Below are 23,504 nucleotides of genomic sequence, written 5' to 3'. Positions count from 1 at the left end.
TTTCACGATGGGTTGGCGGCGATCGGACGGCCGGCGCGGTGGACCTCACGGATGAGGTTGACGCCGGGCCGATAAGCCAGGTGCCGGTAGCTGGGTGCGGTGAGGATGGAGAAGTCGGCGCGGGCGCCGGGGCTGAGCCGGCCGATGTCGCTGCGTTCGAGTGCCGCGGCACCGCCGGCGGTGGCCGACCAGATCGCCTGTTCGACAGTGAAGTGCATATCGCGCACGGCCAGGGCGATGCAGAACGGGATCGAGCTGGTGAAGCACGAGCCAGGGTTGCAGTCACTGGCGATCGCGACGGTGACGCCGGCGGCGTGGAAGCGGCGGGCATCGGGGTAGGGCTGGCGGGTGGAGAATTCGACACCGGGCAGCAGGGTAGCCACTGTGCCGGCCTCGGCGAGGGCTGCGAGGTCCGCGTCCGAGGCGAAGGTCGCATGGTCGGCAGACGCGCAGCCGTGCGCTGCGGCCAGCTGCAGGGCGCCGCCGGCGGTGAGCTGGTTGGCGTGCAGGCGCGGACGCATGCCGTGGGCGACGCCGGCATTGAGGATGCGGGCGGTCTGGTCTTCGGTGAAGGCGCCCTCTTCGCAGAACACGTCGATCCACTTGGCCTTGCCGGCGGCGGCCGGGATGATCTCGTCGATGACGAGGTCGACGTAGCGCTCGGGATTGTCTTTGTGCTCCGGCGGGACGACGTGGGCGGCGATGAGGGTGGATTCATCGGTGTGGCGGTTGATGATCTCCAGCTGGCGGATCTCGTCCGCCAGCGTGAGGCCGTAGCCGGTCTTGATCTCGAACGTCGTCGTGCCGGAGTGCTCGGCCTGGCGCATGAGCGTCGTGAGGTTGTCTTCGAGTTCGGCGTCGCTGGCTGCGCGGGTGGCGGCCACGGTGGTGGCGATGCCGCCGGCGGAGTACTTCTGACCGGCCATCCGAGCGGCGAACTCGGCGGAGCGGTCGCCGGCGAAGACGAGGTGGTTGTGGCTGTCGACGAAACCGGGGATGACCGCGCCGCCGGCCGCGGAGATCGTGGTGGCGCCGGCGGGGGCCTCGTCAGCTGGGCCGACCCAGCGGACGATGTCGCCGTCGATGAGCATCGCAGCGTCGGTGATGATGCCAAGACGTTCATAGCCGTCCGGCGCCGAGGCGGGGGCCGGGCCGGCAGCGGCGGCTGACGGGTCGTTGGTCACGAGCTCCGAAATGTCGGTCACGAGAATGGTGCCCATGGTTTCCCTTCTGCACTGGCCGGCGGCGTCATCACCCCCAGCCATTCGGCGTCCAGCCGCGTGGATGGCGTGCACACGGCAGTCGTCTTCAGGGTGCCATCCTGAGCGGCGTGAAGGCACCGGTCTCATGCCATTATCGTCTGAAATGCCGGAATCGAGAACCTCGCAGCGAGTGCCGACGCGGCACCCAGCACCTGTGAATCGCTTACCGCCGGCCGCCAGGGACAGCAGTCGAATCTGGATATAAACTGAAAGCTGACTGAGTAGGAACTGTGCAATGCGCAGTCGAGAGAAGAGAGCATCAGATGTCGTATCAGCCCGGTGACGGCGAGACCGACCGCTTCCCACAGCAGCCGCCTCACGACCCGTCGTCCGCCTATCAGCCTCCAGCCGATGCACACAGCAGCCAGCCCGGTTACAGCCCCGCACCTCAGTATGGTTCGCAGCCGCAACCGGCATACGGAACACCCTCCCCACACCCGGGCGCGCAGACTCCGGGCTACGGTGCGCAACCGGAGCACCCTGCAGGCGAATCAGATAAGAGCTTCCTCGTCACCTGGTTGCTGGCATACTTCCTCGGCTCCTTCGGCGCCGATCGCTTCTACCTCGGCAAAATCGGCACGGCGATCGCCAAGCTGCTGACCGCCGGCGGACTGGGCATCTGGGCGCTCGTCGACCTCATCATGGTCCTCGTCGGCGCCACTCGCGACAAGCAGGGCCGCCCGCTGGCCGGTTACCAGCAGCACAAGAAGACCGCGTGGATCGTCACCGCCATCCTCGTCGCACTCGGATTCGTCCTCGGCATCATCATGGGAGTCGCCGGCCTTTTCGGTGCGCAGAGCGCTTCGACCGTGCGACCGGCTGACGAGCCGGCGTCGCAGTCAGCACCAGAAGATCCTGCCGACTCAGCGCTGGAAGAAGAACCGCCTGCAGTCGAGGAGGCCGACGCCGAGGAGGAATCGGCGGCTGAAACCGATGACGCCGACAGCTCGGGCGCCGACTTCGCCTCCTGGGCCGACGGAGCCTTCGGCACGTTCGACCCGGTGACCGAAACCGGCAGCGGTGACACGGTCATCGATATGCCCGCCGGCGCCTCCGGCGTGCTCATCACCGCGAAGTACAGCGGCGATGGCAATTTCATCATCCAAGGCCTCGACGAGTCGAATGGGAACAGCGGAGCGCTGCCGGTCAATGCGATCGGCGCCTATGAGGGGACGACTTTCGTCAGCGCAGACGGCTGGGACGCCACATCGAAGCTGCAGGTCACTGCCACCGGCGCTTTTGAGATCACGCTGTCACCGGTGTCCACGGCAGCCGCATTCTCCGAATCAGGCTCGGGGGACACGGTGATGCAGTACACCGAGGGCGCGGCAACCATCAGCTTCACTCATGACGGGGAGAGCAACTTCGTGGTGTACGAGAATTCGGGCTCCGACTTCGGACCCGACCTGCTCATCAACGAGATCGGCAGCTACGACGGCTCGGTTCCCGTGAGGTCAGGCCCGTCGATTCTCATCGTGCAAGCCGACGGCAGCTGGACAGCCTCAGCAAGCTGAGAGACTGTTCGCACACCCGAATACCGAGGGGCCCAGCTCAGATGAGCTGGGCCCCTCGAGCCATCCGCAGCGCACACGCCGATCCGGGTCCGCCCCCTGGGCCGCATCATCGGCGAAACCCAGAGCACGACGCTGCCTTCGCGCACAAGCTCCAGACGTTCAAGGGCAACCCGCAGCAGTTCCGCATCCGCGGCTTCACGGCCCAGGAGAAGGCGTTCACCTGCTCCCCCACCACATTGCTGCCGACTTCGTGGGAGTCCCTACCCGAGGGTCAGGACAATGACGACTCCGGTGCCGGCAGCCCCGCGCCTGGGCATAGGCTGGGACGATGACCCTCACAGCGCCGCGCCGGTACCGGTTCGTCTCACAGTGGCAGATCCCAGCTGAGACGCACCGGTGCTGGCAGGCGCTGTGTGCCGTTGACGGCTGGCCAGCCTGGTGGCCTGGCGTACGGGAGGCACAGCTGTACGCTGCGACCGGCACGGTTGCCCCGAACACCCGCGCCCGGGTGGTCGTCGGCAGCCCGCTGGGCTTCCATCTCGATCTCCTGCTCAGACTCACGTCTGCCACCGCCCCGCATACCGCGAAGCTGGCGGTCAGCGGTGACCTGACCGGCACCGGGACATGGCGTGCCGCACCCGATGGGTCGGGCACCCAGATGACATTCGAGTGGGCGGTGTGCTCCCGTCGAATCGCAGTCAACGCCTGCAGCCTGCTCGCCGGCTGGGCGCACCGCCATGTCATGGCCGCAGGCGAGCGCGGCCTGGCTGCCCACTTGTCCCCGGGCACACCGTCAAGCGGGTGCTGATGCGTCGGCTCACCGTCATCCTCATCCTCACGGTCGCACTCGGCACGGCCGGGTGGCTGGCCGCCACAACGGTGCCGGTCATCCTGGCTGCCGGCACCGGGATCCTCGGCGCGTGGCCGTTGCTCGCGCCACGTGAGCCGGCCACCGCCTCGGGAACGGCCAGCGGCTGGCACTGGGCCGACTGCGTCACCAGCTTCCGGTTGGGGATGCTGCTTGTCGTCATCGCCGCGATCGCCGTGCACCCGGACCCGGGCTTCGGGTGGCTGGCGGTCGCGATCGCGATCCCGATGCTCGCCCTCGACCTCGTCGACGGGCTCATCGCCCGGGCGACCGTCACGACTGCCGCCGGCGCCCGCTTCGATGAGCAGGTCGACGCGACCGTCGTGCTCGTGCTCTCCGCAGCGCTCGTGCCGCTCTACGGCGCCTGGTGCCTCATCAGCGGGCTGGCGCACTTCGCGTTCCGGGCTGGAGCCGCGATCCGGCCGGCCTGGAGAGCCGAGCTGCCGCCGTCGTGGCGGCGCAAAACGGTGGCCGCCTTCCAGGGCCCGCTGCTGCTGGCCGCTGGCTCCCCGCCGGGCTTGGCGGTGCCGGCTTTCGGGTGGGTGTGCACGATCGCAGCGGTGGCAAGCCTCCTCGTCTCCTTCGCCCTCGACATCCGCATCCTCGAACGCGGCCGTGCCGCCGAGGTCAACCAGGCCTAGACTGTCATCCATGGCCATCTCCGAATCCGGCACCGCGCTTCACCAGCGGGCACGCACGATGCTGCCCACCGATCACGGCGTCTTCACCACTTACGCCTTCGACGCCGCCGGCACCACGCATGTCGCGATGGTCGCCGGTGACCCGTCTGCTGCGACCGCCCCGCTCGTGCGGATGCACAGCGAGTGCCTCACCGGCGATGCGCTGGGCTCGCATCGCTGCGACTGCGGCGACCAGCTGCAGGCGGCACTGGCCGCGATCGCCGATGCCGGCTGCGGTGTGCTGCTCTACCTGCGCGGACATGAGGGCCGCGGCATCGGGCTCGGCCCGAAGCTGGAGGCCTATGAGCTGCAGGATGCCGGGCTCGACACCGTCGATGCCAACCGGCGCCTCGGCCTGCCTGATGACGCTCGCGACTACACCGCCGCCGCCCAGATGCTCGAGGCCCTCGGCATCACCCGGGTGCGGCTGCTGTCGAGCAATCCGACGAAGGCCGCCGCGCTCGAAGCGCTCGGCATCGAGGTGATCGAGCGGCGGATGCTCCCGGTCGCCGACCGGCCGGAGAACGCAGGCTACCTCGACACGAAGCGCCGCCGGATGCACCACGACCGGCCGCGCGCCGTGCCCGAGGTGCCGGTCGCGGCTGCCCAGGCGACCGGCACCTCGGGCCCGGACTACGCAGCGATCACCGCCGGCGCCGAGGTCGTCGCCCAGCTGGCGCAGAGCGCTGACGGATTCATCGCCGCCCGCAGCGGGGATGCGGCGTTCGTCTCCGGGGAGGCCGACCGGGCGCATCTGCACCGGTTGCGCGCCGCTGTCGCCGCAGTCGTCGTCGGCGCCCAGACTGTCGTCGCCGATGACCCGCAGCTAACCGTGCGGGCGGTTGATGGCGAGAACCCGGTGCGGGTGCTGCTCGACCCGCACGCCCGGATCCCGGCCGACCGGCAGGTGCTCACCGATGGGGCGGCCAGGACGCTGTGGCTGGTCGGTCCCGCCGCCGAGGTGCCGGCTGACCTGGCCGGTCATGTCGCCGTCGTCCGGCTGCCGCAGACCGGCGGTGCGCCGGTGTCGCCAGAGCAGGTGCTGGCGGTCGTGCGTGAGCAGGTGCCGGGCGCAGTGCTCATCGAGGGCGGCGGCCGGACCGTGTCGGACTTCCTGGCTGCAGGTGTCCTCGACCGGCTGTTCCTGACCCTGGCGCCGGTGCTCATCGGCGATGGGGTGCCGGGGCTGCGGTTCTCCGGTTCGCCGGTGATGGCCGAGGCGCTGCGGGTGCCGTTCCGGCGGCACCTGTTCGACGCCGATGTGTGCACGGAGTTCGTCCTCAGCGCGGCTGCCCAGCAGCGCACCTCGGGACTGCTGGAGAGCTGAAGCTCAGCCCTGCTGGCGCGGCTGGCGCAGCCAATGCCACAGCAGCACGGCCAGACCCGGCAGGGTCGATGCAGTTGCGAGCAGCCCATAGGCGGTTGCGGCGCTGACGGCGGATTCGGCGTGCAGGGCCAGGGGTCCGGCGAGCAGTCCGACGGACAGTTCACGAGGACCCCACCCGCCGACCCCGACCGGCAGGCTCATCGCCGCCAGCCCGATGATCGCCACGATCGGTTCGATCCGGCCCCCCAGGGCGCGCATCGCGACGAGGAACAGCGCCACGAGTGCTGCCACGCTGAGCGCAGAGGTCGCCCACACGACCAGCTGCCGGCGGGTGCCCATTCCGCGCATGCACACGACGGCGGCGATCGCACATCCGAAGGACACAGTCGCAGCTGCGGCTGCGGCGATGAGCGCCGGCGAGGTGTGCAGCGAGAGGATGACGGCGGCGGCTGCGAAGAGCAGCGTTGTCGCGCTCAGCCGCTCCGCCCCGACCGCCAGGAGCGGTGAGAGCCAGCGACGGCGCCCGCGGTCGCGGTAGACCGCTGCGCGCACGGCATCGCCGGCCAGCCCGCCGGGCAGCACCATGTTCGCGAAGCTGGAGGCGTAGCAGTCGGCCAGCGCCCGGCCGAGCCCGAGCCGGATCCCGCCGGCGGCGGCGAGCAGGTGCCAGCGCAGAGCCTGCGCACCGGTGGCTGCGAACCCGAGCACAGCGGCGGCGAGGACGCTCACTGGCCCGAGCGCGGTGAATCCGGCGGTGAGCGCCTGCGCGCCGATGAGCCGGGCGGTGATGACGAGCAGCACGACACTGGCGATCACTGCGAGCACACGCATCCACCGCCCACCCCGTTGGGTTCGCGTGCGTCTCGGCGCCTCGCCTGCTGGCAAGGCGCGCGAGCCGGTGCGTGTGCGGGCCGCCGCCGAGGTGCCGGGCACCTGGGTCATCGCCCCTCCCCTGGAGTGGTGGGCAGGATGAGCAGATCGCGGTGGTCGACGGTGACGGTGAGTGTCTCGTCAGCCAGCCGGTCGCCCAGCCATGCGGAGAAGAGGGCCGCGGAGCCGGGATCCTGTTCGCTGGCAGCGGTGACGCGGTCGGTGAGGAACCGGGTGAGGAACACGTGATCCTCACGGGCGCTGAGCTGCCAGGGGCTGGCGGTGGACTGCACGCGCATGCCGGCGGCTTCGGCAGCGTCCTGCAGGTGGGAAGCGGCAGCGGCACCGAGCCGGCCCTCGCGCTGCTGATGAGCGGCGAAGGCACCGGCGATCTGTCGGTCTGCCGGGTGCACGGGGTTGAGGTGCCAGTCGCCGGTGATGGTGAGCAGGAACAGACCCGGCGCCCCGGTCGCTGCCAGCGTGTCGACGAGGGCTGCGGCATCAGCGGGGCGCAGCACGTCGAGCACGGCGCTGCCGGTGATGAGGTCGACGGGCTGGCTGACGTCGAGGATGCGTGGCAGCTCGGCGATCGGTGCGCGCCGGGTCTCAGCGCGGCGGTCGGGAGTAGCCCCGATGCGGGCAGCAGCCTGGGTGAGTGCGTCTGGGTCGTCGTCGATGAGCAGCCATGTCCGGTCGGTGATTCCGCGCTCGCCGAACGCGGAGTCGAACCAGAGTGCGGAGTTGCCGGTGCCGGCGCCGATGTCGCAGATCCGCAGCCGTCGGTCTTCAGCAGCCGGCACGGCAGGAGCAGCCGGCATGGCAGGAGCGGCAGGTGCGGTCCCCCGGCGGCCTGCCACCGCCTCGAGCGCGGCGTCGACGAGCGGCAGGGAGGCAGTGCGCGCGGTGTTGTCATACGCGATGCGCATGTCGAGCCAGTCCCCGTGTTCGGGAGAGAACGGGCCAGCCGCAGACGCATCCGCTGTACGAGCAACCGCATCGACGGCAGCAAGCAGCGCCGCCGCGGTCTCGTCCCACCCGGGCAGATCCTTGCGGGTGCGCTGCGCCTGCTCCCGCAGCTGGGTGCGGTCATGCTCATCGCCGAGCCATGCCATGAGTGCCTCAGCCCAGGCTCCCGGTTCCGGCGGCAGGGACCGGCCCGCCTGCAGGGCCTCCTGCGCGCCGGTGCCTGCGGTGACGAACGCGGGGATGCCGGCGGCAGCGGCCTCGGTGATGACCATCCCGAAGGTCTCGTGGACCGAGGGAAGCAGGAGCAGATCGGCGGCCGCGAGGGCGGCGTCGACGCCGTGTTCGTCGAGTTCGCCGGTGATCTTCCAGCTGCCGGCCGGCAGGCGGGTCAGGGCCTGCCGCAGCTGCTCGGCATAGTCAGGTTCGGTGATCGGGCCGGCGAACACGCAGCTGATCCCGGCATCCGGCATGGCTGCCTGCACGGTGGTGAGTGTTTCGGCCAGCAGCAGCTGGTTCTTCCGCTCCTCGACAGAGGCGAGGCACAGCAGGCGGGTGCCCGCTGCCTCGGGCACGGTGAGCGGACGAAGCTCGGTCCCCGGCCGGGCGACAGCGGCGCGCAGCCCGTAGAGACCGGCGATGTCCTCGACGGCGTGCTGGCTGGTGACGATGATGCCATCAGCGACCTGCAGGCAGGCGCGCTCACGAGCGAGAGCCTCGCCACCGCCTCGGCCACGGGGCAGGTGGACGAGCTGCAGCAGCGGGCCAGTGTACACCGGCGGGGTGCGCAGCGCACATCCCAGCAGCCCGTCAAGGACGACCGGGCCGTCGAGCTCGGCGAGCAGGTCGTGCACGCGAGCCTCATCGGCGGCAGACGGGTCGGGCCAGCCGCCGGGCACGGAGTGCAGGCGCAGCCGGGCGGCGGCATCGGTGACGGCGCAGTTGTAGCGGGCCCCACCGGAGGCTCGGCCGAGGGCCGGTTCGAGCAGGTGGACCGGCCGGGAGCTCATACCTGCCGGGGCCCCGGGTCAGCCGGGTGCAGGGTAGGCGCCGGCGGGACGGTGTAGGTGACCCGCGCGTTGGGGTTCTCATCGAGGGTCACGGCGATGCTGATGTCGGGCCGGTCGGCGAGCGCTTCGCGCAGACGGTTGCCGATGTGGGCGGCGATGACCTCGGTCGTCGAGATCTTCCCGGCGAAGTCGGGGTGCTCGTCGAGGTTGGCATACCGCAGCGGGTCGAGGGCCGCGGAGAGGATCTCACCGGCCCGGCCGATGTCGAGCACGACGCCGTGGGAGTCGAGTTCGGCGGTCTCGAAGTGGGCCTCGACGGCGAGCGTGGCACCGTGCATGTGCTGCGCCGGGCCGAAGAACGGGTCGGGCAGGCTGTGGGCGATCATGATGTGGTCGTTGATGCTCAGGCGGAACATGGCTCTCCTCTCAGCAGGGCAGGCTGCGGTAGTCGACGATGTGGCACAGACTGGCGGGGTCGGTGAGCACGCGATCCATGACGACCGGCAGCTCGGACCAGTCGGTGGAACCGGTGATGAGCGCATCGAAGCGCTCGTCATGCAGGGCGTGAAGTGCCTGGCCAAGCCGCTGGGCGCGGGTGCGGCGGGCGCGCTGGCCGGCGGCGACCTGCCCGACCTGGCTGGCGATGATCGAAAGCCGGCGGGCGTGGAAGTCCGCGCCGAGCGGCACGCGCGGGGCGTCGGTGCCGTACCAGGAGGCTTCGACGACGGTGCCGTCGTCGCCGGTGAGGGCCAGTGCCGTGGCCAGGCCGGCTTCCGTTCCCGAGGTGTGGATGACGATATCGCAGTCGCCGCTGGCCTCATCTGGGGTCGCGGTGGACAGGCCGAGGCCGGTGAGCATCTCGCGGCGTGCGGCGTCAGTGTCGATGACTTCGAGGCGGGAGAGCCCCATCCGGTCGGCCAACAGCGCGGTGGCCGCACCGATCATGCCGGCGCCGATGATGGCCACGCGGTCGCCGAATCGGGGCGGAGCCTGCCACAGGATGTTGATCCCGGTCTCGGCCGCTCCGGCGAGCAGCGCACGCGAGGTGGGCACCGCCTCGGGCACGGGATGCACGTCAGCCGGGCCGACGATGTGATGGGTGTGGTGCGGCAGCAGCCCGAAGACGCGCTGGCCGAGCTGGTCGGCCGGGCCCTCGTCGATGGTGCCGACGGCCAGATACCCGTAGGAGACGGGGAAGGGGAAGGTGCCGCGCTGAGCGGGGGCGGCCATGAGACCCGCGACTGAGTCGGGGACCCGGCCTTCCCACACGAGGCGTTCGGTGCCGCGGGAGATAGCAGAGGCGGTGGTGCGCACCCGCAGCTGCCCACTGGCGGCGTGCGGTTCGTCGACCTCGCGCCAGCGGCCGCGGCGTGCCTCTTCGATCCAGAATTCCCAGGCCATGGTTCCAATGTACGCGCTCGACCTGCAGGTGCGCTCCGCGCCGGCGAGTCGGCTTTCCGCAGGTGGGGCCCGCGGGCTTGAGCTTGAGGGGAGAGAACGTGGGCTTGAGGGGGAAAGTTAGGAAAGTTATTCATGGTTTTCGCGCCTGAAACCATGAATAACTTTGCTAACTTTCCGGATCCTCGGGTGTGGCGGGCCTGCGGTTACCTGACGATGTGCGCAGAGCCACCCATCTGCTGCGGGTCTGCAGCAGATGAGTGGCTCCGCAGATTTCTCTGGACTGCCCTCCGGAGGCGTCAGTGTGCGCCTCGGCGGGCTCAGTTCGCGGCGGATTCCTCGTCGCGCTTGTCGAGCTCAGGATTCATCGGGATGCGCATGTGGCGTTCCTTGGCGACCTCGACGGCGCGGTCGTAGCCGGCGTCGACATGGCGGATGACGCCCATGCCCGGGTCGTTGGTGAGCAGGCGGGTGAGCTTCTGCTCCGCCAGCTCGGTTCCATCGGCGACCGAGACCTGACCGGCGTGGATCGAACGGCCCATGCCCACGCCGCCGCCGTGATGCAGCGACACCCACGTCGCGCCCGAGGAGGTGTTGACCAGGGCGTTGAGCAGCGGCCAGTCGGCGACCGCGTCGGTGCCGTCGAGCATGCCCTCAGTCTCACGGTAGGGCGAGGCGACGGAGCCGGAGTCGAGGTGGTCGCGGCCGATGACGATCGGTGCGGAGACCTTGCCCTCGGCGACGAGCTTGTTGAAGAGCACACCGGCCTGGTGGCGCTCCTTGTAGCCCAGCCAGCAGATGCGGGCGGGCAGGCCCTCGAACTCGACGTACTCATCGGCGGCGTCGAGCCAGCGATGCAGCGACTCGTTCTCCGGGAAGAGCTCCTTGAGCGCCTGGTCGGTGACCTTGATGTCCTGCGGGTCACCGGAGAGCGCGACCCACCGGAAGGGCCCCATGCCCTCGCAGAACAGCGGGCGGATGTAGGCCGGGACGAAGCCGGGGAACTCGAAGGCGCGATCGTAGCCGGCCTTGCGGGCCTCGTCGCGGATCGAGTTGCCGTAGTCGAAGACCTCGGCTCCCTTGTCCTGGAAGCCGACCATCGCGGCGACGTGCTTGGCCATCGACTCCTCAGCCCGCAGCGTGAACTTCTCCGGATCCTCATCAGCTTCGGCCTGCCAGTCCTCGAGGCTGACACCCAGCGGCAGGTAGGACAGCGGGTCGTGAGCCGAGGTCTGGTCGGTGACGATGTCGACGGGCACGTCGCGAGCGAGCAGCTCGGGGACGATGTCTGCGGCGTTGCCGACGAGGCCGACGGACAGCGCACGCTTCTCCTCTTTGGCCTTGAGCACCTTTTCGAGAGCGACCTCGAGGTCGGTCTCGACCTCGTCGAGGTAGCGCTTGGACTGGCGGCGATCGAGGCGGGACTTGTCGACGTCGATGATGAGGCAGGCGCCGCCGTTGAGGGTCACCGACAGCGGCTGGGCACCGCCCATGCCGCCGCAGCCGGCGGTGAGGGTCAGGGTGCCGGCCAGGGTTCCGTTGAAGCGCTTGCGGGCGACCGCGGCGAAGGTCTCGTAGGTGCCCTGCAGGATGCCCTGGGTGGCGATGTAGATCCAGGAACCGGCGGTCATCTGGCCGTACATCATGAGGCCTTCAGCTTCGAGGTGGCGGAAGTGCTCCCAGTTGGCCCAGTCGCCGACGAGGTTGGAGTTGGCGATGAGCACCCGCGGGGCCCATTCGTGGGTGCGCAGCACACCGACCGGCTTGCCGGACTGGACGAGGAGGGTCTCATCGGCTTCGAGGTCGTCGAGAGTCTTGACGATCGCGTCGAAGGCCTCCCATGAGCGGGCGGCACGGCCGGTGCCGCCGTAGACGACGAGGTCTTCGGGGCGTTCGGCGACCTCGGGATCGAGGTTGTTCATGAGCATCCGCTTGGCGGCTTCGGTCGACCAGGTCTTGGCCGTGATCTCGGTGCCGCGCGGAGCCCGCACGACGCGTTCCGGGTCGTGGCGGGTGAACGTCTGCTTCGCGGCTGCTTCCTTCGCAGCTGCGGTGTCTGTGGTTTCGGATGCGTGTGACGTCGTCATGCGTCTTCCTCCGGCTCTCGGGACGCCTGCAGTCAGGCGCGGGGTGCGAACGGTTCTGCTTCCAGTCTGCGCGCAGGTGGAAGCAGCCGAAAGTGAGCCGAAGCACGATCTGTCCGGAATCTCGGACAGGCGGCGGCCTCATGCGGCGTTTTCGCTGCCTCGAACCGCGCCTTCATCGTCTGTGCCGCCCCGGTGTCCGCGCCGCCCCGGTCCGAGAGCTCGGGTCGCGGCTTGCCTGCCGGAGAGATCTGCAGCTCAGTCGAGGATGATGATGTCGACCTTCCGCGGACCGTGGACCCCCTCGACACGTTGCAGCTCGATGTCCGAGGTCGCCGACGGTCCGGAGAACATCGTCACCGGCTGCCTGTGGTCGATGCGGGCGAGCGCCTCGGGCACGAGCTCGACGAGCGATTCGGCCGGCACCACGCAGATGTGGTGATCGGGGATGAGACTGATCGCCCGACGCCCTTCGGCAGGCCCCGCGTTGAGGAACACGGTCCCGGTCTCCGCGCACGAGACCGTCGAAGACGTCACGACGGCGTCGACCGCGTCGAGTTCGGCGTGGCTGAGCGGCTGGTCTGCTGTGTCAACGATCCTCTCACCAGCAGAGCCGTCACTGGGCAGCCAGCCGACCGGGAATCCCTCCGGCACCACGTGCCGCGCATCTTCGCCGAGGAGTTCGGCGATCCGCCCGGCGATCGTCTCTGCGGTTTCGATGAATGCACGAGCTTTGTAGTCGACGATCCGATCGATGAACATCTCGCGCACCGCCTGCGCATCGGCGCTGCTGCGCTGCCGGTAGTTGCGCACGGGTGCGGCCGGCTGCGGATTGTCGGCCAGCGCCGAACGGATGCGGGCGAGGATCTCGGCCTTCGCTGAGGTGGTCTGCTCACTCATGCTCTCTCGCCTTTCATCCGTCCGTCGTCCGTGCCCGAGGCGGTGGTCGCCGAGGTCTCGGTGCCGCGGGCATAGTCGGCCACGGCGGCACCGGTGGCGTCGTGGTGCTGGATCCCTGCCCGTTCGGCGGCCATGAGCCGGGTGTAGTCATCGGCAGGTGCGGCGAAGCGCGCATGGAGTTCGGCGGCCTTGCCGCGGTTGGCTGCGATGAGAGCGGCGACATCGGCCCTCTGCTCGGGGGCGCGGCGCACTGGGGCGCTCGTGCGGTTGCGCTTCCACCAGTGGCGGAAGGACTGCACAGGCGGTGCGTCGATGATCCGATGCTCGGTCCACCCGCCGATGAGACCGGGCAGGAAGGAGATCTTCCCGTCCCTGCCGCCGAGGATCCTGCCCAGCGGCAGTCCCCGTTCACCGATGCTCAGCAGCCCGGGCTTGGCGAAGGCGGTCTTGGCAGCCGCCATGAGGGCATCCATCTGATCGGGCACCCGACGGGCCACCGCCCCGGCGATGCGGGCAGCCCCGGTGCGGGCGGCCGTTGTCAGGCGGGAGCGCCGGGAGGCGCCGGAAGCAGAGGCGTCGGTGGCAGGCGAAACGTCCACCGCCTCGGGCGCGGTGCTGCGCGCGCTGTGGCGTGCCTCGACGTCGGCGCCGCGCAGGTGGACGAGCACATCGGGGATGTTGATCTTGACCGGGCAGACTTCGTAGCAGGCCCCGCACAGGGACGAAGCATAGGGCAGCGAGTTGTTCGCCGCGGCCTCGATGCCGGTCATCTGCGGGGACAGGATCGCGCCGATCGGGCCCGGATAGACCGAGCCGTAGGCATGACCGCCGGCGCGCTCGAAGACGGGGCAGACATTGAGGCAGGCTGAACAGCGGATGCAGTGCAGGGCCTGGCGGCCGACCTCATCGGCCAGTGTGGCGGTGCGGCCGTTGTCGATGAGGATGACGTGGAGGTTCTGCGGCCCGTCGCCGGGAGTCACGCCGGTCCACAGGGAGGTGTAGGGGTTCATCCGCTCACCGGTTGAGGAGCGCGGCAGCAGCTGCAGGAACACCTCCAGGTCGGCAAAGCGCGGCAGCACCTTCTCGATCCCCATGAAGGTGATGAGGGTGTCCGGCAGGGTCAGGCACATGCGGCCGTTGCCTTCGGATTCGACGATCGTCAGTGTGCCGGTCTCAGCGATCCCGAAGTTCGCCCCGGAGACGGCGACGCGGTTGTCGAAAAACTTCGCGCGCAGGCGCTCGCGCGATGCGTCGGCCAGGTCGGTGGGCTCGGAGGTCAGATCCGGACGCACGCCGTCGATCTCGCGCAGGAAGATGTCGCGGACCTCTTCCCGGTTGCGGTGGATGGCCGGCACGACGATGTGGGAGGGCTTGTCGCCGCCGAGCTGCACGATCTCCTCGGCCAGGTCGGTCTCAACAGCGGTGATGCCGTGGGCTTCGAGGTATTCGTTGAGGCCGGTCTCCTGGGTGGCCATCGACTTGATCTTGTTGACCTCGTCCACTCCCTGCTCCTGGATCAGCCGCAGGGCGATCGCATTGGCCTCATCGGCGTCACGGGCCCAGTGGACGTGGCCGCCGGCAGCGGTGAAGGAGGCCTCGAACTGCTCGAGGAGTTCGGGCAGGTCGGCCAGCACGTTCTGCTTGATCGCCGAGCCGGCGGCGCGCAGCTGCTGCCAGTCGGGCATCTCGCTGACGACGGCGGCGCGCTTGCCGCGGATCTTGCGCATCGCAAAATTGAGGTTGCCGCGCAGGGTCTCGTTCTTCAGATCCCGGGCCGCGCCCGAGGTGAAGGGTTCGTCGGCGAAGAGGTTGCCGCGGCCGTGGCGGATCGTCGGCATCCCGAGGTTGACGGTGGTCATGCGCAGCTCCTTCCGCCCCCGGAGACGGCGACGTCGCCGGAGACCTGCAGGGGATTCTCCCGGGTGCTCGCGAGGATCTCAGCGAAGTGGACGGTGGTGATGCCGGTCTTCTGCTTCTGTGCGGCGCCGCCGATGTTCATCAGGCATGAGACGTCGCCGCCGGCGCAGATCGAGGCCCCGGTGGACTGGATCGCGGCGACTTTGTCGGCGGTCATCGCCCCAGAGGTGCCGGCGTTCTTGAAGGAGAAGGTGCCGCCGAAGCCGCAGCAATCCTCCAGCCCGGGCAGCTCGGCGTAGTCGATGCCGGCGACGGTGCGCAGCAGATCGGACTGCCGGGTGCCGAGCTTCATGTGCCGCAGCCCGTGGCAGCTGGAGTGGAAGGTCACCCGGTGCGGAAAGTAGGAGTCGAGCTGGGTGGCGGCATCGGTGATGCCGAGGACGTCGATGAGCAGCTTCGAGAGCTCAAACGTCCGCCCGGCGATGGCCTCCGCCGCCGAGGCGCAGGCTGGGTCACCGGCGCGGCGGGCGATGTCGGGCTGCTGGTGCTGCAGGGACACGACGCACGAGGCAGAGGGGGCGACGGCGACGTCGTAGTCGTAGTCGGAGAAGGCCTCGACGTGGTTGCGCACGATGTCGTAGGCGTCTGCGAAGTAACCGGAGTTGACGTGCATCTGCGAGCAGCAGGTCTGCTGGGGCGGGAAGACGACCTCGTGGCCGAGGCGTTCGAGGATCCGCACCATGGCTTCGGCGACTCGGGGGTACATCGCGTCGACGATGCAGGTCGGGAAGATCGCGATCCGCAGCGCGGTCTGCGCCGATGTGGCGGGCTGCGCCGATGCGGCGGTCTGCCCCGGTGTCGGGGCCTGGGCTGACTGCACAGGACCGGGCGGGCTGGGCCGGGTGGCCGATGTCATTGTCTACTCCCCTCTGACGTCCCGCCTGCCGGCAGGAGCTCGGCGGCAGCACGCTCATGGTTCCGGAGCGAGGTCGGCGCCGGGAGCGGCTCTGATGAGGTGCTGCTGTGTGCCATCGTACGCCTTTAACCTGACACGGATTTGTGCTCGTCCCGAACGCGTGTAAGCTGTGGTCCCACCACATACTGTAATGTAGCACACAGCACCGGCGTGGATCACGTTCACTGCTGAACGCACCTCACTGGCCGCGCCCGCATCCGAGCGCCCTCCCGTCTCAAGGAGCCCCCGTGGAGAACTTCACCGCAGCCACCGACGCCGTCGGCGGGTCACTGGGTCTGTCCGCCCTTGTCGCCCTCATCCCGCTTGCGACCTTCTTCGCCATGCTGCTCGGCGTCAAAGCCCGCGCCCACACCTCGGCGCTGGCCGCGCTGACCGCGGCGCTGCTCGTCGCCTGGCTCGGCTTCAAGATGCCCCTCGGACTGGCGGCCCTGTCCGCAACACAGGGCGCAGCCTTCGGGCTGTTCCCGATCGTGTGGATCATCGTCATGGCACTGTGGTTCTACGAGCTGACCGTCACGTCCGGCCGCTTCGAGGACCTGCGTCTGCTCTTCGACCGCATCGGCGGCGGCGACCTGCGCATCCAGGCGATCCTCATCGCCTTCTGCTTCGGCGGCCTGCTCGAAGCCCTCGCCGGCTTCGGCGCCCCGGTCGCAATCACCGCCACGATGGTGATGGCCCTCGGCGTGGCTCCGCTGCGCGCGGCCATCGCCGTGCTGCTGGCCAACACCGCGCCGGTGGCCTTCGGTGCACTCGCTATTCCGATCACCACCGCAGGCTCCCTGACCGGTGAGGACCCGGCAGCGATCGGTGCGATCGTCGGTGTGCAGGCTCCGTTCGTCGCCTGGATCGTGCCCTTCGTGCTGCTCTTCGTCCTCGACGGACTGCGCGGCATCAAGGACGCCTGGCCGGCAGCGCTCGTCATCGGCCTGTCCTTCGGCATCGCCCAGTGGTGGTCGGCGACCCACTTCTCCTACGAGATGACCGACATCGTCGCCTGCCTCGCCTCGCTCGGCGCCGCAGTGCTGTTCCTCAAGGTCTGGACCCCACGCGGCACCGCAGAGGTGCGCGAGCGCCTCGGCGTCACCGCGCCGGTGAGCACCACCGAGCTCAAGCCGGTGCGCGTGTGGATGGCCCTGCTGCCCTACCTGCTCGTCGTCGCCTTCTTCGCCGTGGCGAACATGTGGAAGCTCGGCATCGACGTCCCGGCCGCCCTGGCGTCCACCACCTTGGAGATCCCGTGGCCGGGGCTGTCCGAGCACCTGCTCACCGCCGACGGATCGGTCGTCGCGTCCACCACCTACAAGCTCGCCTGGCTGTCCTCACCGGGCACCATCCTGCTCATCACCGGACTCGTCGTCGCGGCGATCTACACGATCTTCAGCGAACACGGCCGCTACCGCCTCGGGATGGGTGCAGCACTCGGGCTCATCGGCACCTGCGCCTGGCGGATGCGGTGGGCGGCACTGACGATCGCGGCCGTGCTGGCTCTGGCCTATGTCATGAACTTCTCCGGCCAGACTGTCTCGATCGGCGCCTACCTCGCGTCGCTGGGCGCGATCTTCGCCTTCCTCTCCCCGATCCTCGGCTGGCTCGGCACCGCCGTCACCGGTTCCGACACCTCCGCCAACGCGCTGTTCTCCAACCTGCAGCACACCGCGGCGACCAACGCCGGAATCGACCCGAAGCTGCTGCTGGCGGCCAACACCTCGGGCGGGGTCGTGGGCAAGATGATCTCCCCGCAATCCCTGGCGATCGCAGCGACGGCGGTGCAGATGGAGGGCAAGGAGTCCGAGATCTTCAAGAAGGTCATCCCGTGGAGCATCGGGCTGCTGTTCATCATCTGCAGCCTCGTGTTCCTGCAGTCGAATGTGCTCGCGTGGATGCTTCCCTGAGCATTCACCAGATGGGCCCCGAACGCCGCACTCCCGCGAAGTCCTATGCCGCCATCCTCGACGCTGTCGAAGACCGGCTGCGCACAGGGCAGCTGCGCATCGGCGACCGGCTGCCCTCGGAGCGGGCGCTGGCCGAGGAGTTCGGCATCTCCCGAAACTCCGTGCGCGAGGCGATCCGCATCCTCGACGCGCTCGGGCTCGTGCGCTCGGGGGTCGGCTCAGGCCCGAGCGCTGGGGCGATCGTCATCTCCGAACCCTCGGCCGCTCTCGGCTGGGGGCTGCGGATGCACCTGGCGTCGAGCTTCCTGCCGGTCGTCGACGTTGTCGCGGTGCGCCGGCTGCTCGAAGCCGATGCCGCTGCCGCAGCCGCCCGGCGTGAGGCCGCCTCCGATCCCGAGGCGGAACAGACTCTTGCACGGGCCGCTGAGATCCTCGCTGCCCTCGATGACCCGGCTCTGCCCGATGAGACGTTCCACGAACTCGATGCACAGTTCCACCTGACGATCACCTCACTGGGCGGCAATGCGGTGACGACGACGATTCTCGGCTCGCTGCGCCAGGCGACCGTCGGCTATGTGCAGGAGGGGGTGCGGCTGCTGACCGACTGGCCGCAGGTCAGGCTGCGCCTGCAGGAGCAGCACCGGCAGATCCTCGCGGCTGTAACCGGCAGCGACCCGCAGGCTGCCGCGGACGCGGTCACCGCGCACGTCGAGTGGTTCTACCGGAGGGCCTTCGAGCATCTGGAGAGGTGAGGCACCGCGGTGCTGAAGACCGGCAGCACGCCTGAACTGAAAGCTCACCGCTCACGGCCGGGGCCCTCGCGGCGGGCTCTGCCTCCAGGCGCGGCGGGCACGAACAGCCCGAACAGCGCCAGCCCAGCGGTGAGCACAGCGGCGATCTGCACGAGCAGCTCCCAGCCGGCTGCCGGCTCCTGCGCCCACGGGCGGATGACGAAGAGCGTGCAGATGACGACAGCGCATGCCAGCAGCGTGACGGTCCGCCACCTGCGCTTGAACATGCGCCCGATTCCCATGACCTGACAATAGCGAAGCCGCCGGCCCGTCACCATAGCGGAAGGCGGTGACCGGCACAGGTGCCGGCCACCGCCTCGGGCGCGGGGTCAGAGGGGTCAGCCGGTGTAGCCGCGGCCGCCTGCCATGAGCGCGACCTGGTCGGCCGGCAGCCAGAACTCGCCGACGCCGCCGAAGTTCGCCGGGTCGGCGATCTTCACTTCGCGGGTGTCGGTGTTGTAGCCGACGACGGTGAAGAAGTGGTAGATGAGGCCCTGGTCCTTGGGGTACCAGTCCGGGGAGGCGCCGGGGCCGGTCATGATGTCGACGATGACCGGGTGGCCGCGGTCGATGTCGTACTGCACATCATGCCAGAACAGGTCCTTCTGCTCCTGGGTGGGCTCCTCGCTGATCCACTTGGTCTCGTAGAACGTCGTGTTCAGGCGGGCGTTCATCACCTGCTCGATGGCGCCGAAGTTCGTGCCGGCAGTCGTCGTGCCGGCCTCGGCGGCCAGGTCGTTGGCCGGGACGTCATGCCCGAAGGCCGAGAGCGCGATCCGCATGGCGAAGGGCCCGCAGTTGTAGTAGTCATCCTGCTGCTCCCAGCGGTAGTCGAGGACCTTCTCGCCGGCCTGGGTGGCGACCGCCGCCGAGGCGGGGGCCGCCTCGGCGGTCGGGAGGACCGCTGCCGAGGTGCCGAGCAGGCTGCCGACAGCCAGGGTGCCGGCGACGACCAGGGTGGGGATGGTGCGTGCGTGACGCATGGGGGATCTCTCCTTGGACGGGGTGTTCGAGGGATGATCGGGGCGGTGGCGTTCAGCTGAGGTGGAGGGGACGGCCGAACTGCTCACATATTCATGGAAGCAAGACGGGATGTCTGCGTCAATGGATTCGGCACTGCACCTTTGGCGTAGACCTGCACGAAGGTTGCAATCAGCCTCAGCGGCTCCATGACGGCTCTGTGTCCGTCAGTCGGCAGGTGGCCTTGGACGAAAATCACAGCCGATCATGCGGCTTTGAGGATCGACCGTCTGCGCGGGGCGGTTAGGGTGGTATCAGGCGAGACATCAATGGAGAGCTCGCTGGCGAGAGGAGCTGTGCCATGCGCACCGCGCGTGAAGTGCTCGCCTGGCTGAAGTTCCTGCAGCCGGGTGTGACGAAGACTCAAGCCGATCTGCTGCTCGTCTGCGCGCAGGCCTGGTGGTTGGCGTGGCATGAGGAGCCGCTGTTCGAAGACGAGACGGCGATCGGCGAATACGGACCCTTTGTGGCCGCTGCCCATGACGGATTTCCGCAGGCGATGCCGAGGCGTCCCGAACTCGACCTGCGCGAGCAGCTGGAGTTCGAGGCGATCATCAGCCATTACATGCGCCTGCCGACCACCAGGCTCGTCGACCTCGGCCGGCTGGCCGTCGACGGCCGCACGAGCGGGACGCTGACGCTCGATGAGCTGCGTGAGATCGCCATGCGTGAGGCAGATGCCTGGGCTGCGGCCGGCGCCGAGGCGACAGCCCAGGTGCCGCAGCGGCCCACCTCGGATGATCTCGAGTCGGCCGAGCAGCGCATCAAGGCCAAGGAGCTGCGCCGCCAGATGGCGCTGCGCGAGCCGACTTTCGGCGGCGGCGCCTCCCCTGCCGGGACGGCGGCGCTCCGGGAGCCGGTGCTGCGCGACCCGCTCGTCGGCGAGCACTGAGGCGGCCGAGCGCACAGGGTCAGTGCTCGAGCAGCCGCTGAGTGCGCTGCCCGATCGACTCCTGCAGGTCAGGTGAGGCTGAGGGGTCGGGTGTCTCCGCCCCGACGGCTGTGCGGATCTCTTCGAGGGCCTCAGTGACGATCCGTTCGGCATCGCTGAGCTTCCATGATGCGACTTCGCTGACGAGGCTGCTGTGGCTGACGTCGGCCAGCCGGTAGTGCCGGTCAACGGTCAGCGCCAGCCGGCCATCGGCATCGCGATGCTGAGCCATGGGCACCATGTCGTAGGCGGGAGCCAGCAGCGTCTTCTGGTCTGGCAGATGCATGAGGCCGAGGTTCTTCGCGTGCATGTCGAGGTTGCCGATCGCGCAGCACAGGACGACCTGGCGGGCCAGCTGGATGAGCTCTGGCCTCGGGCAGCGGCGGCGGACGGTCTCAGCGATTCGTCTGAGCGTCACTGCTCCGCCGACCTCCTGGTATTTCTCATCACCGGCGGCTCCCAGTGCCTGATTGAAGTCCTCCTGGTGGAGTCGCTCACCCTGAGCGCCTCGATCGAAGCGTTCGATGACGAGCGCTGGCAGCTCTGCGAACGCGGTCAGCTCGACTCGATAGTCCGCCAGACCGAGGGCGCGGGCGAGGCGCCAGCCGTATTCCTCATCACCGATGACCGTCGGGTGCGCCGAGAGGCTCGGCTTGATGATGTGCGTTGAAGGATAGCCGCCTGCGACACGATGCCAGCGGCCGTCTCGCTGAGCCAGGACGATCTTCGGCTGCACACCGGCCAGCGAGGTCCTCCCCGACCGTCGTCGGTTCGCGAGCGGGTCGGCCATCGGGCTTTCGAGCAGTGACCGGATCTCGCGGTCGCTCACGGGACTGGCTTCGGGCGTCGGCGGTTCACTGGGATCGTCGACATCCCAGATCTGCACGGCCCCTGCGATGTCCCGACCGTAGCGGGCGAGGAACGCCGGCGTATCGCCTCTGCGGAGGCCGCTGCGCTCAAGCATCCAGGTCAGGATGTCACCTTCGGGCAGCAGCTCATTGAAGAAGTTCCGCCGCCTGCCGGCGTGGTGGCGCGGCGGTCGATCGGTCAGCGGAACGGCGACTGAGAGCACATCGCTGTTGATGCCGAAGCGGCTGATGGCTTCTGTGCTCGCCGTGAAATCGAAGTCCTGCGGCCCCTGCGCATCGATATGACCGACGATCACGCCGTAGAGCTCAACTGCCAGGCGCATCGTCGGTCGTCCATTCTGCACGCAGGGTGACGCCGCACTCCTCAAGCAGGGCGAACAGCCGTTCGGCGTAGAGAGTGTGCTTGCCGGATTCCATGTCGGAGATGGCGCTCTGCGCGATCCCTGAGATCCGTGCGAGGTCCCGCTGGGACCAACCTCTGTCCATCCGCGCAGCTTGGATCGTCTCCCCCAGGTCCTCTGGGGCGATGATCCTCGACCAGCGGTCCATGGGCACCTCCGACTGTCGCACCGAATTGATCGGATAAATCAGATCATACCAGCATGATCAAGAAATCCAGATCAGATGGTGTTGATCTGGATTCTAAGATCAACCGGTATTCTCCATTTCAGTGGCGGGCGCTGAGCAGAGTGCCATTTCGCCGACCGAGGTAAGCGCCGTCCTTCACCACCTGTTCGCCTCCGACCCACACAGCGTGAATTCCCGACGGTGAGCGCATCGGGTCATCGAAGGTCGCATGGTCGTTGAGGCCCTCGGCGTCGAAGATGACGAGGTCGGCACTGCTGCCTGCTGCGATGCGGCCGCGGTCAGGCAGAGAGAAGATGTCTGCGGCCAGCGAGGTCATCCGCCGGATCGCCTCCTCGATGCCCATCAGCTTCTCGCGGCGCACGTAGACATCGAGCATGCGTGCGAAGGTTCCATAGCCTCGCGGATGCGGTTTGCCGCCTGTTCCCACCGGCAGGCCGTCGGAGCCGATCGCGGTGTAGGGGCTGCGCAGCGCAGTCTGCACGTCTTCCTCACCGATACCGTGGATGATCATCGTCGCTTTGAGCTGTTCGTCGATGAGCAGGTCGGCGACGGCATCGAGTGGATGTCTGTCGTGCTGGGCTCCGAGCGCGGCTAACGACAGCCCTTCGTATCGGTGGCTGGCGGTGCTGGCGATGACGATGTTCTCCCAGCCCGTCGAGCGCACATGGCTTTCGAAGCTCCCGGACGGTTCAGCGATGTCCTGCGCCATCCGGGCACGCTCACTCGGTGAGGCAAGTCGCTGCAGCAGCGCCGGAGCTCCTCCGTCGTGGGCCCAAGGAGGGAGCACAGCTGTCAGCATCGTCGAGGAGGCCGTGTAGGGGTAGACATCGTGGGTGACGCTGAGTCCGGTGGCGCGATGGCTGTCGAGTGTCTCGATGATCTCGCCCATCTGCCCCCACAGGTGTCGGCCCGCAACCTTGAGGTGGGAGACGTGACAGCGCACACCGGCGTGCGAGGCGACGCTCACCGTTTCCTCGATGCTCTCGCGGACGCGTGACGATTCGTTGCGCATATGGCTGGCATACACGGCTGTCGCCGGCATGATGGAGGCGAGCTCGGTGATCTCCTCGGTTGTGCTGAAGATTCCCGGTGGATAGATGAGCCCTGTGGTGAGCCCGGCGGCGCCGCTTTCGAGCGCGCGATAGAGCTGGTCTTTCATCACCGTCATCTCAGCTGGAGTCGGTGCGCGCTCGTCGGATCCCATGGCGGCGACACGCAGCGTGTTGTGCCCAGCGAGGAAGGCGAAGTTGGTGATGAAGCCCGTTGCCGCAGCGCGCTCGTGCAGTTCGTCGAGACTCCGCCAGTCGAAGTCGAGCGGCGGGAAGATGCGGAGGGCCAGGGTGGTGAAGTCGTCGGCGAACGCCGGGTTGATCGGGGCGAGCCCGAAACCGCAGTTGCCGTTGACCTCGGTGGTGACCCCCTGGAGGATCTTCGAGGTGTCGTCCAGGTCGATGAGCGGAGAGCTGTCGGAATGGCTGTGCACATCGATGAATCCCGGCGCAATGCTCAGCCCTGTGACGTCGATCGTGCGAGCAGAGTGCGTCATTCCCCGGAAGCGCCCGGGCGGTGAGATCGCAGCGATCCTGTCTCCGGTGATGAGCAGGTCCAACGGCTGACCAGCAGATCCTGTGCCGTCGTAGACGGTGGCTCCGCTGAGCACGGTCGACTGCGCCATTCCCTGTCCATTCCTCCTCTGTCTGACGC

21 protein-coding genes are annotated in these 23,504 nt (G+C 68.6%); 7 read left to right on the top strand and 14 right to left on the bottom strand.

Features of this window, described 5'->3' with window-relative positions:
* Positions 1 to 2: 2 nt before the first annotated feature.
* Complete coding sequence (gene hutI, locus HLA91_RS10795) at positions 3 to 1,220, bottom strand: imidazolonepropionase (protein ID WP_165884289.1); 1,218 nt, start codon at positions 1,218 to 1,220, stop codon at positions 3 to 5.
* Positions 1,221 to 1,525: 305 nt separating this feature from the next.
* Between hutI and HLA91_RS10790 the strand changes: the two genes are divergently transcribed.
* The 4 genes from HLA91_RS10790 (at position 1,526) to ribA (ending at position 5,651) form a co-directional block, all read left to right on the top strand.
* Positions 1,526 to 2,776: a TM2 domain-containing protein gene (locus tag HLA91_RS10790; RefSeq protein ID WP_170274672.1), complete on the top strand. Its 1,251-nt coding sequence runs from the start codon at positions 1,526 to 1,528 to the stop codon at positions 2,774 to 2,776.
* Between the two features lie 328 nt (positions 2,777 to 3,104).
* Positions 3,105 to 3,584 (top strand): SRPBCC family protein, encoded by a 480-nt coding sequence (locus tag HLA91_RS10785; protein WP_170274671.1) that lies wholly within the window; start codon positions 3,105 to 3,107, stop codon positions 3,582 to 3,584.
* Positions 3,584 to 4,285 carry a CDP-alcohol phosphatidyltransferase family protein gene (locus tag HLA91_RS10780; protein WP_204514240.1) on the top strand — a complete coding sequence of 234 codons (702 nt, stop codon included), beginning with the start codon at positions 3,584 to 3,586 and terminating at the stop codon, positions 4,283 to 4,285. Before HLA91_RS10785 ends, HLA91_RS10780 begins: the two co-directional genes overlap by 1 nt.
* 10 nt (positions 4,286 to 4,295) lie before the next feature.
* Positions 4,296 to 5,651 carry a GTP cyclohydrolase II gene (ribA, locus tag HLA91_RS10775; protein ID WP_170274669.1) on the top strand — a complete coding sequence of 452 codons (1,356 nt, stop codon included), beginning with the start codon at positions 4,296 to 4,298 and terminating at the stop codon, positions 5,649 to 5,651.
* 3 nt (positions 5,652 to 5,654) lie between these two features.
* On the opposite strand, the gene HLA91_RS10770 is transcribed toward ribA, so the two are convergent.
* From HLA91_RS10770 to HLA91_RS10735, 8 genes are all read right to left on the bottom strand, one after another.
* A complete protein-coding gene (locus tag HLA91_RS10770) occupies positions 5,655 to 6,476 on the bottom strand; it encodes a lysylphosphatidylglycerol synthase domain-containing protein (RefSeq protein WP_170274668.1) in 822 nt (273 codons plus the stop codon).
* A 113-nt stretch (positions 6,477 to 6,589) separates the two neighbouring features.
* Positions 6,590 to 8,494, bottom strand: a complete 1,905-nt coding sequence (locus HLA91_RS10765; protein WP_170274667.1) for a glycosyltransferase — start codon at positions 8,492 to 8,494, stop codon at positions 6,590 to 6,592.
* Positions 8,491 to 8,910, bottom strand: a complete 420-nt coding sequence (locus HLA91_RS10760) for a 6-pyruvoyl trahydropterin synthase family protein (RefSeq protein WP_170274666.1) — start codon at positions 8,908 to 8,910, stop codon at positions 8,491 to 8,493. Before HLA91_RS10760 ends, HLA91_RS10765 begins: the two co-directional genes overlap by 4 nt.
* A 10-nt stretch (positions 8,911 to 8,920) precedes the next feature.
* Entirely contained in the window at positions 8,921 to 9,895 is a 975-nt protein-coding gene (locus HLA91_RS10755; protein WP_170274665.1) for a zinc-dependent alcohol dehydrogenase, read from the bottom strand.
* Positions 9,896 to 10,212: 317 nt separating this feature from the next.
* Positions 10,213 to 11,979: a urocanate hydratase gene (gene hutU, locus HLA91_RS10750; RefSeq protein ID WP_102162266.1), complete on the bottom strand. Its 1,767-nt coding sequence runs from the start codon at positions 11,977 to 11,979 to the stop codon at positions 10,213 to 10,215.
* 255 nt (positions 11,980 to 12,234) lie between these two features.
* Positions 12,235 to 12,876, bottom strand: coding sequence for a LutC/YkgG family protein (locus HLA91_RS10745; protein ID WP_170274664.1), 642 nt, complete (start codon positions 12,874 to 12,876; stop codon positions 12,235 to 12,237).
* Complete coding sequence (locus tag HLA91_RS10740; protein ID WP_170274663.1) at positions 12,873 to 14,735, bottom strand: lactate utilization protein B; 1,863 nt, start codon at positions 14,733 to 14,735, stop codon at positions 12,873 to 12,875. Before HLA91_RS10740 ends, HLA91_RS10745 begins: the two co-directional genes overlap by 4 nt.
* A complete protein-coding gene (locus HLA91_RS10735; RefSeq protein ID WP_170274718.1) occupies positions 14,732 to 15,538 on the bottom strand; it encodes a (Fe-S)-binding protein in 807 nt (268 codons plus the stop codon). The genes HLA91_RS10740 and HLA91_RS10735 overlap by 4 nt, the downstream gene beginning before the upstream one ends.
* A 398-nt stretch (positions 15,539 to 15,936) precedes the next feature.
* Between HLA91_RS10735 and HLA91_RS10730 the strand changes: the two genes are divergently transcribed.
* Together HLA91_RS10730 and HLA91_RS10725 are read left to right on the top strand one after the other, a co-directional pair.
* A complete protein-coding gene (locus tag HLA91_RS10730; protein ID WP_170274662.1) occupies positions 15,937 to 17,601 on the top strand; it encodes a lactate permease LctP family transporter in 1,665 nt (554 codons plus the stop codon).
* The gene (locus tag HLA91_RS10725; RefSeq protein WP_338076788.1) at positions 17,586 to 18,353 is read left to right on the top strand and encodes a FadR/GntR family transcriptional regulator; all 768 of its coding nucleotides are present in this window, start codon (positions 17,586 to 17,588) and stop codon (positions 18,351 to 18,353) included. Before HLA91_RS10730 ends, HLA91_RS10725 begins: the two co-directional genes overlap by 16 nt.
* A 44-nt stretch (positions 18,354 to 18,397) precedes the next feature.
* On the opposite strand, the gene HLA91_RS10720 is transcribed toward HLA91_RS10725, so the two are convergent.
* The gene (locus HLA91_RS10720) at positions 18,398 to 18,634 is read right to left on the bottom strand and encodes a hypothetical protein (protein WP_170274661.1); all 237 of its coding nucleotides are present in this window, start codon (positions 18,632 to 18,634) and stop codon (positions 18,398 to 18,400) included.
* A 96-nt stretch (positions 18,635 to 18,730) separates the two neighbouring features.
* On the bottom strand, positions 18,731 to 19,375 hold the full coding sequence (locus HLA91_RS10715; protein WP_170274660.1) for a C39 family peptidase: 645 nt from the start codon (positions 19,373 to 19,375) through the stop codon (positions 18,731 to 18,733).
* Positions 19,376 to 19,713: 338 nt separating this feature from the next.
* Here HLA91_RS10715 and HLA91_RS10710 point away from each other — a divergent pair, with 338 nt between their 5' ends.
* Complete coding sequence (locus HLA91_RS10710; protein ID WP_170274659.1) at positions 19,714 to 20,304, top strand: Panacea domain-containing protein; 591 nt, start codon at positions 19,714 to 19,716, stop codon at positions 20,302 to 20,304.
* Between the two features lie 19 nt (positions 20,305 to 20,323).
* Here HLA91_RS10710 and HLA91_RS10705 read toward each other — a convergent pair whose 3' ends face one another.
* The 3 genes from HLA91_RS10705 to HLA91_RS10695 all read right to left on the bottom strand — a co-directional run bounded on the left by HLA91_RS10705 (position 20,324) and on the right by HLA91_RS10695 (position 23,475).
* The gene (locus tag HLA91_RS10705) at positions 20,324 to 21,535 is read right to left on the bottom strand and encodes a type II toxin-antitoxin system HipA family toxin (RefSeq protein ID WP_170274658.1); all 1,212 of its coding nucleotides are present in this window, start codon (positions 21,533 to 21,535) and stop codon (positions 20,324 to 20,326) included.
* Positions 21,519 to 21,761: a helix-turn-helix domain-containing protein gene (locus HLA91_RS10700; protein WP_170274657.1), complete on the bottom strand. Its 243-nt coding sequence runs from the start codon at positions 21,759 to 21,761 to the stop codon at positions 21,519 to 21,521. The genes HLA91_RS10705 and HLA91_RS10700 overlap by 17 nt, the downstream gene beginning before the upstream one ends.
* A 118-nt stretch (positions 21,762 to 21,879) precedes the next feature.
* Positions 21,880 to 23,475: an N-acyl-D-amino-acid deacylase family protein gene (locus tag HLA91_RS10695; protein WP_170274656.1), complete on the bottom strand. Its 1,596-nt coding sequence runs from the start codon at positions 23,473 to 23,475 to the stop codon at positions 21,880 to 21,882.
* Positions 23,476 to 23,504 lie beyond the last annotated feature (29 nt).

Origin of the sequence: Brevibacterium luteolum (assembly GCF_013004595.1) — a bacterium.
Lineage (GTDB): Bacteria > Actinomycetota > Actinomycetes > Actinomycetales > Brevibacteriaceae > Brevibacterium > Brevibacterium luteolum.
Note: the sequence above shows the minus strand (reverse complement) of the source record. Positions and strands in the feature narration are given on the sequence as shown.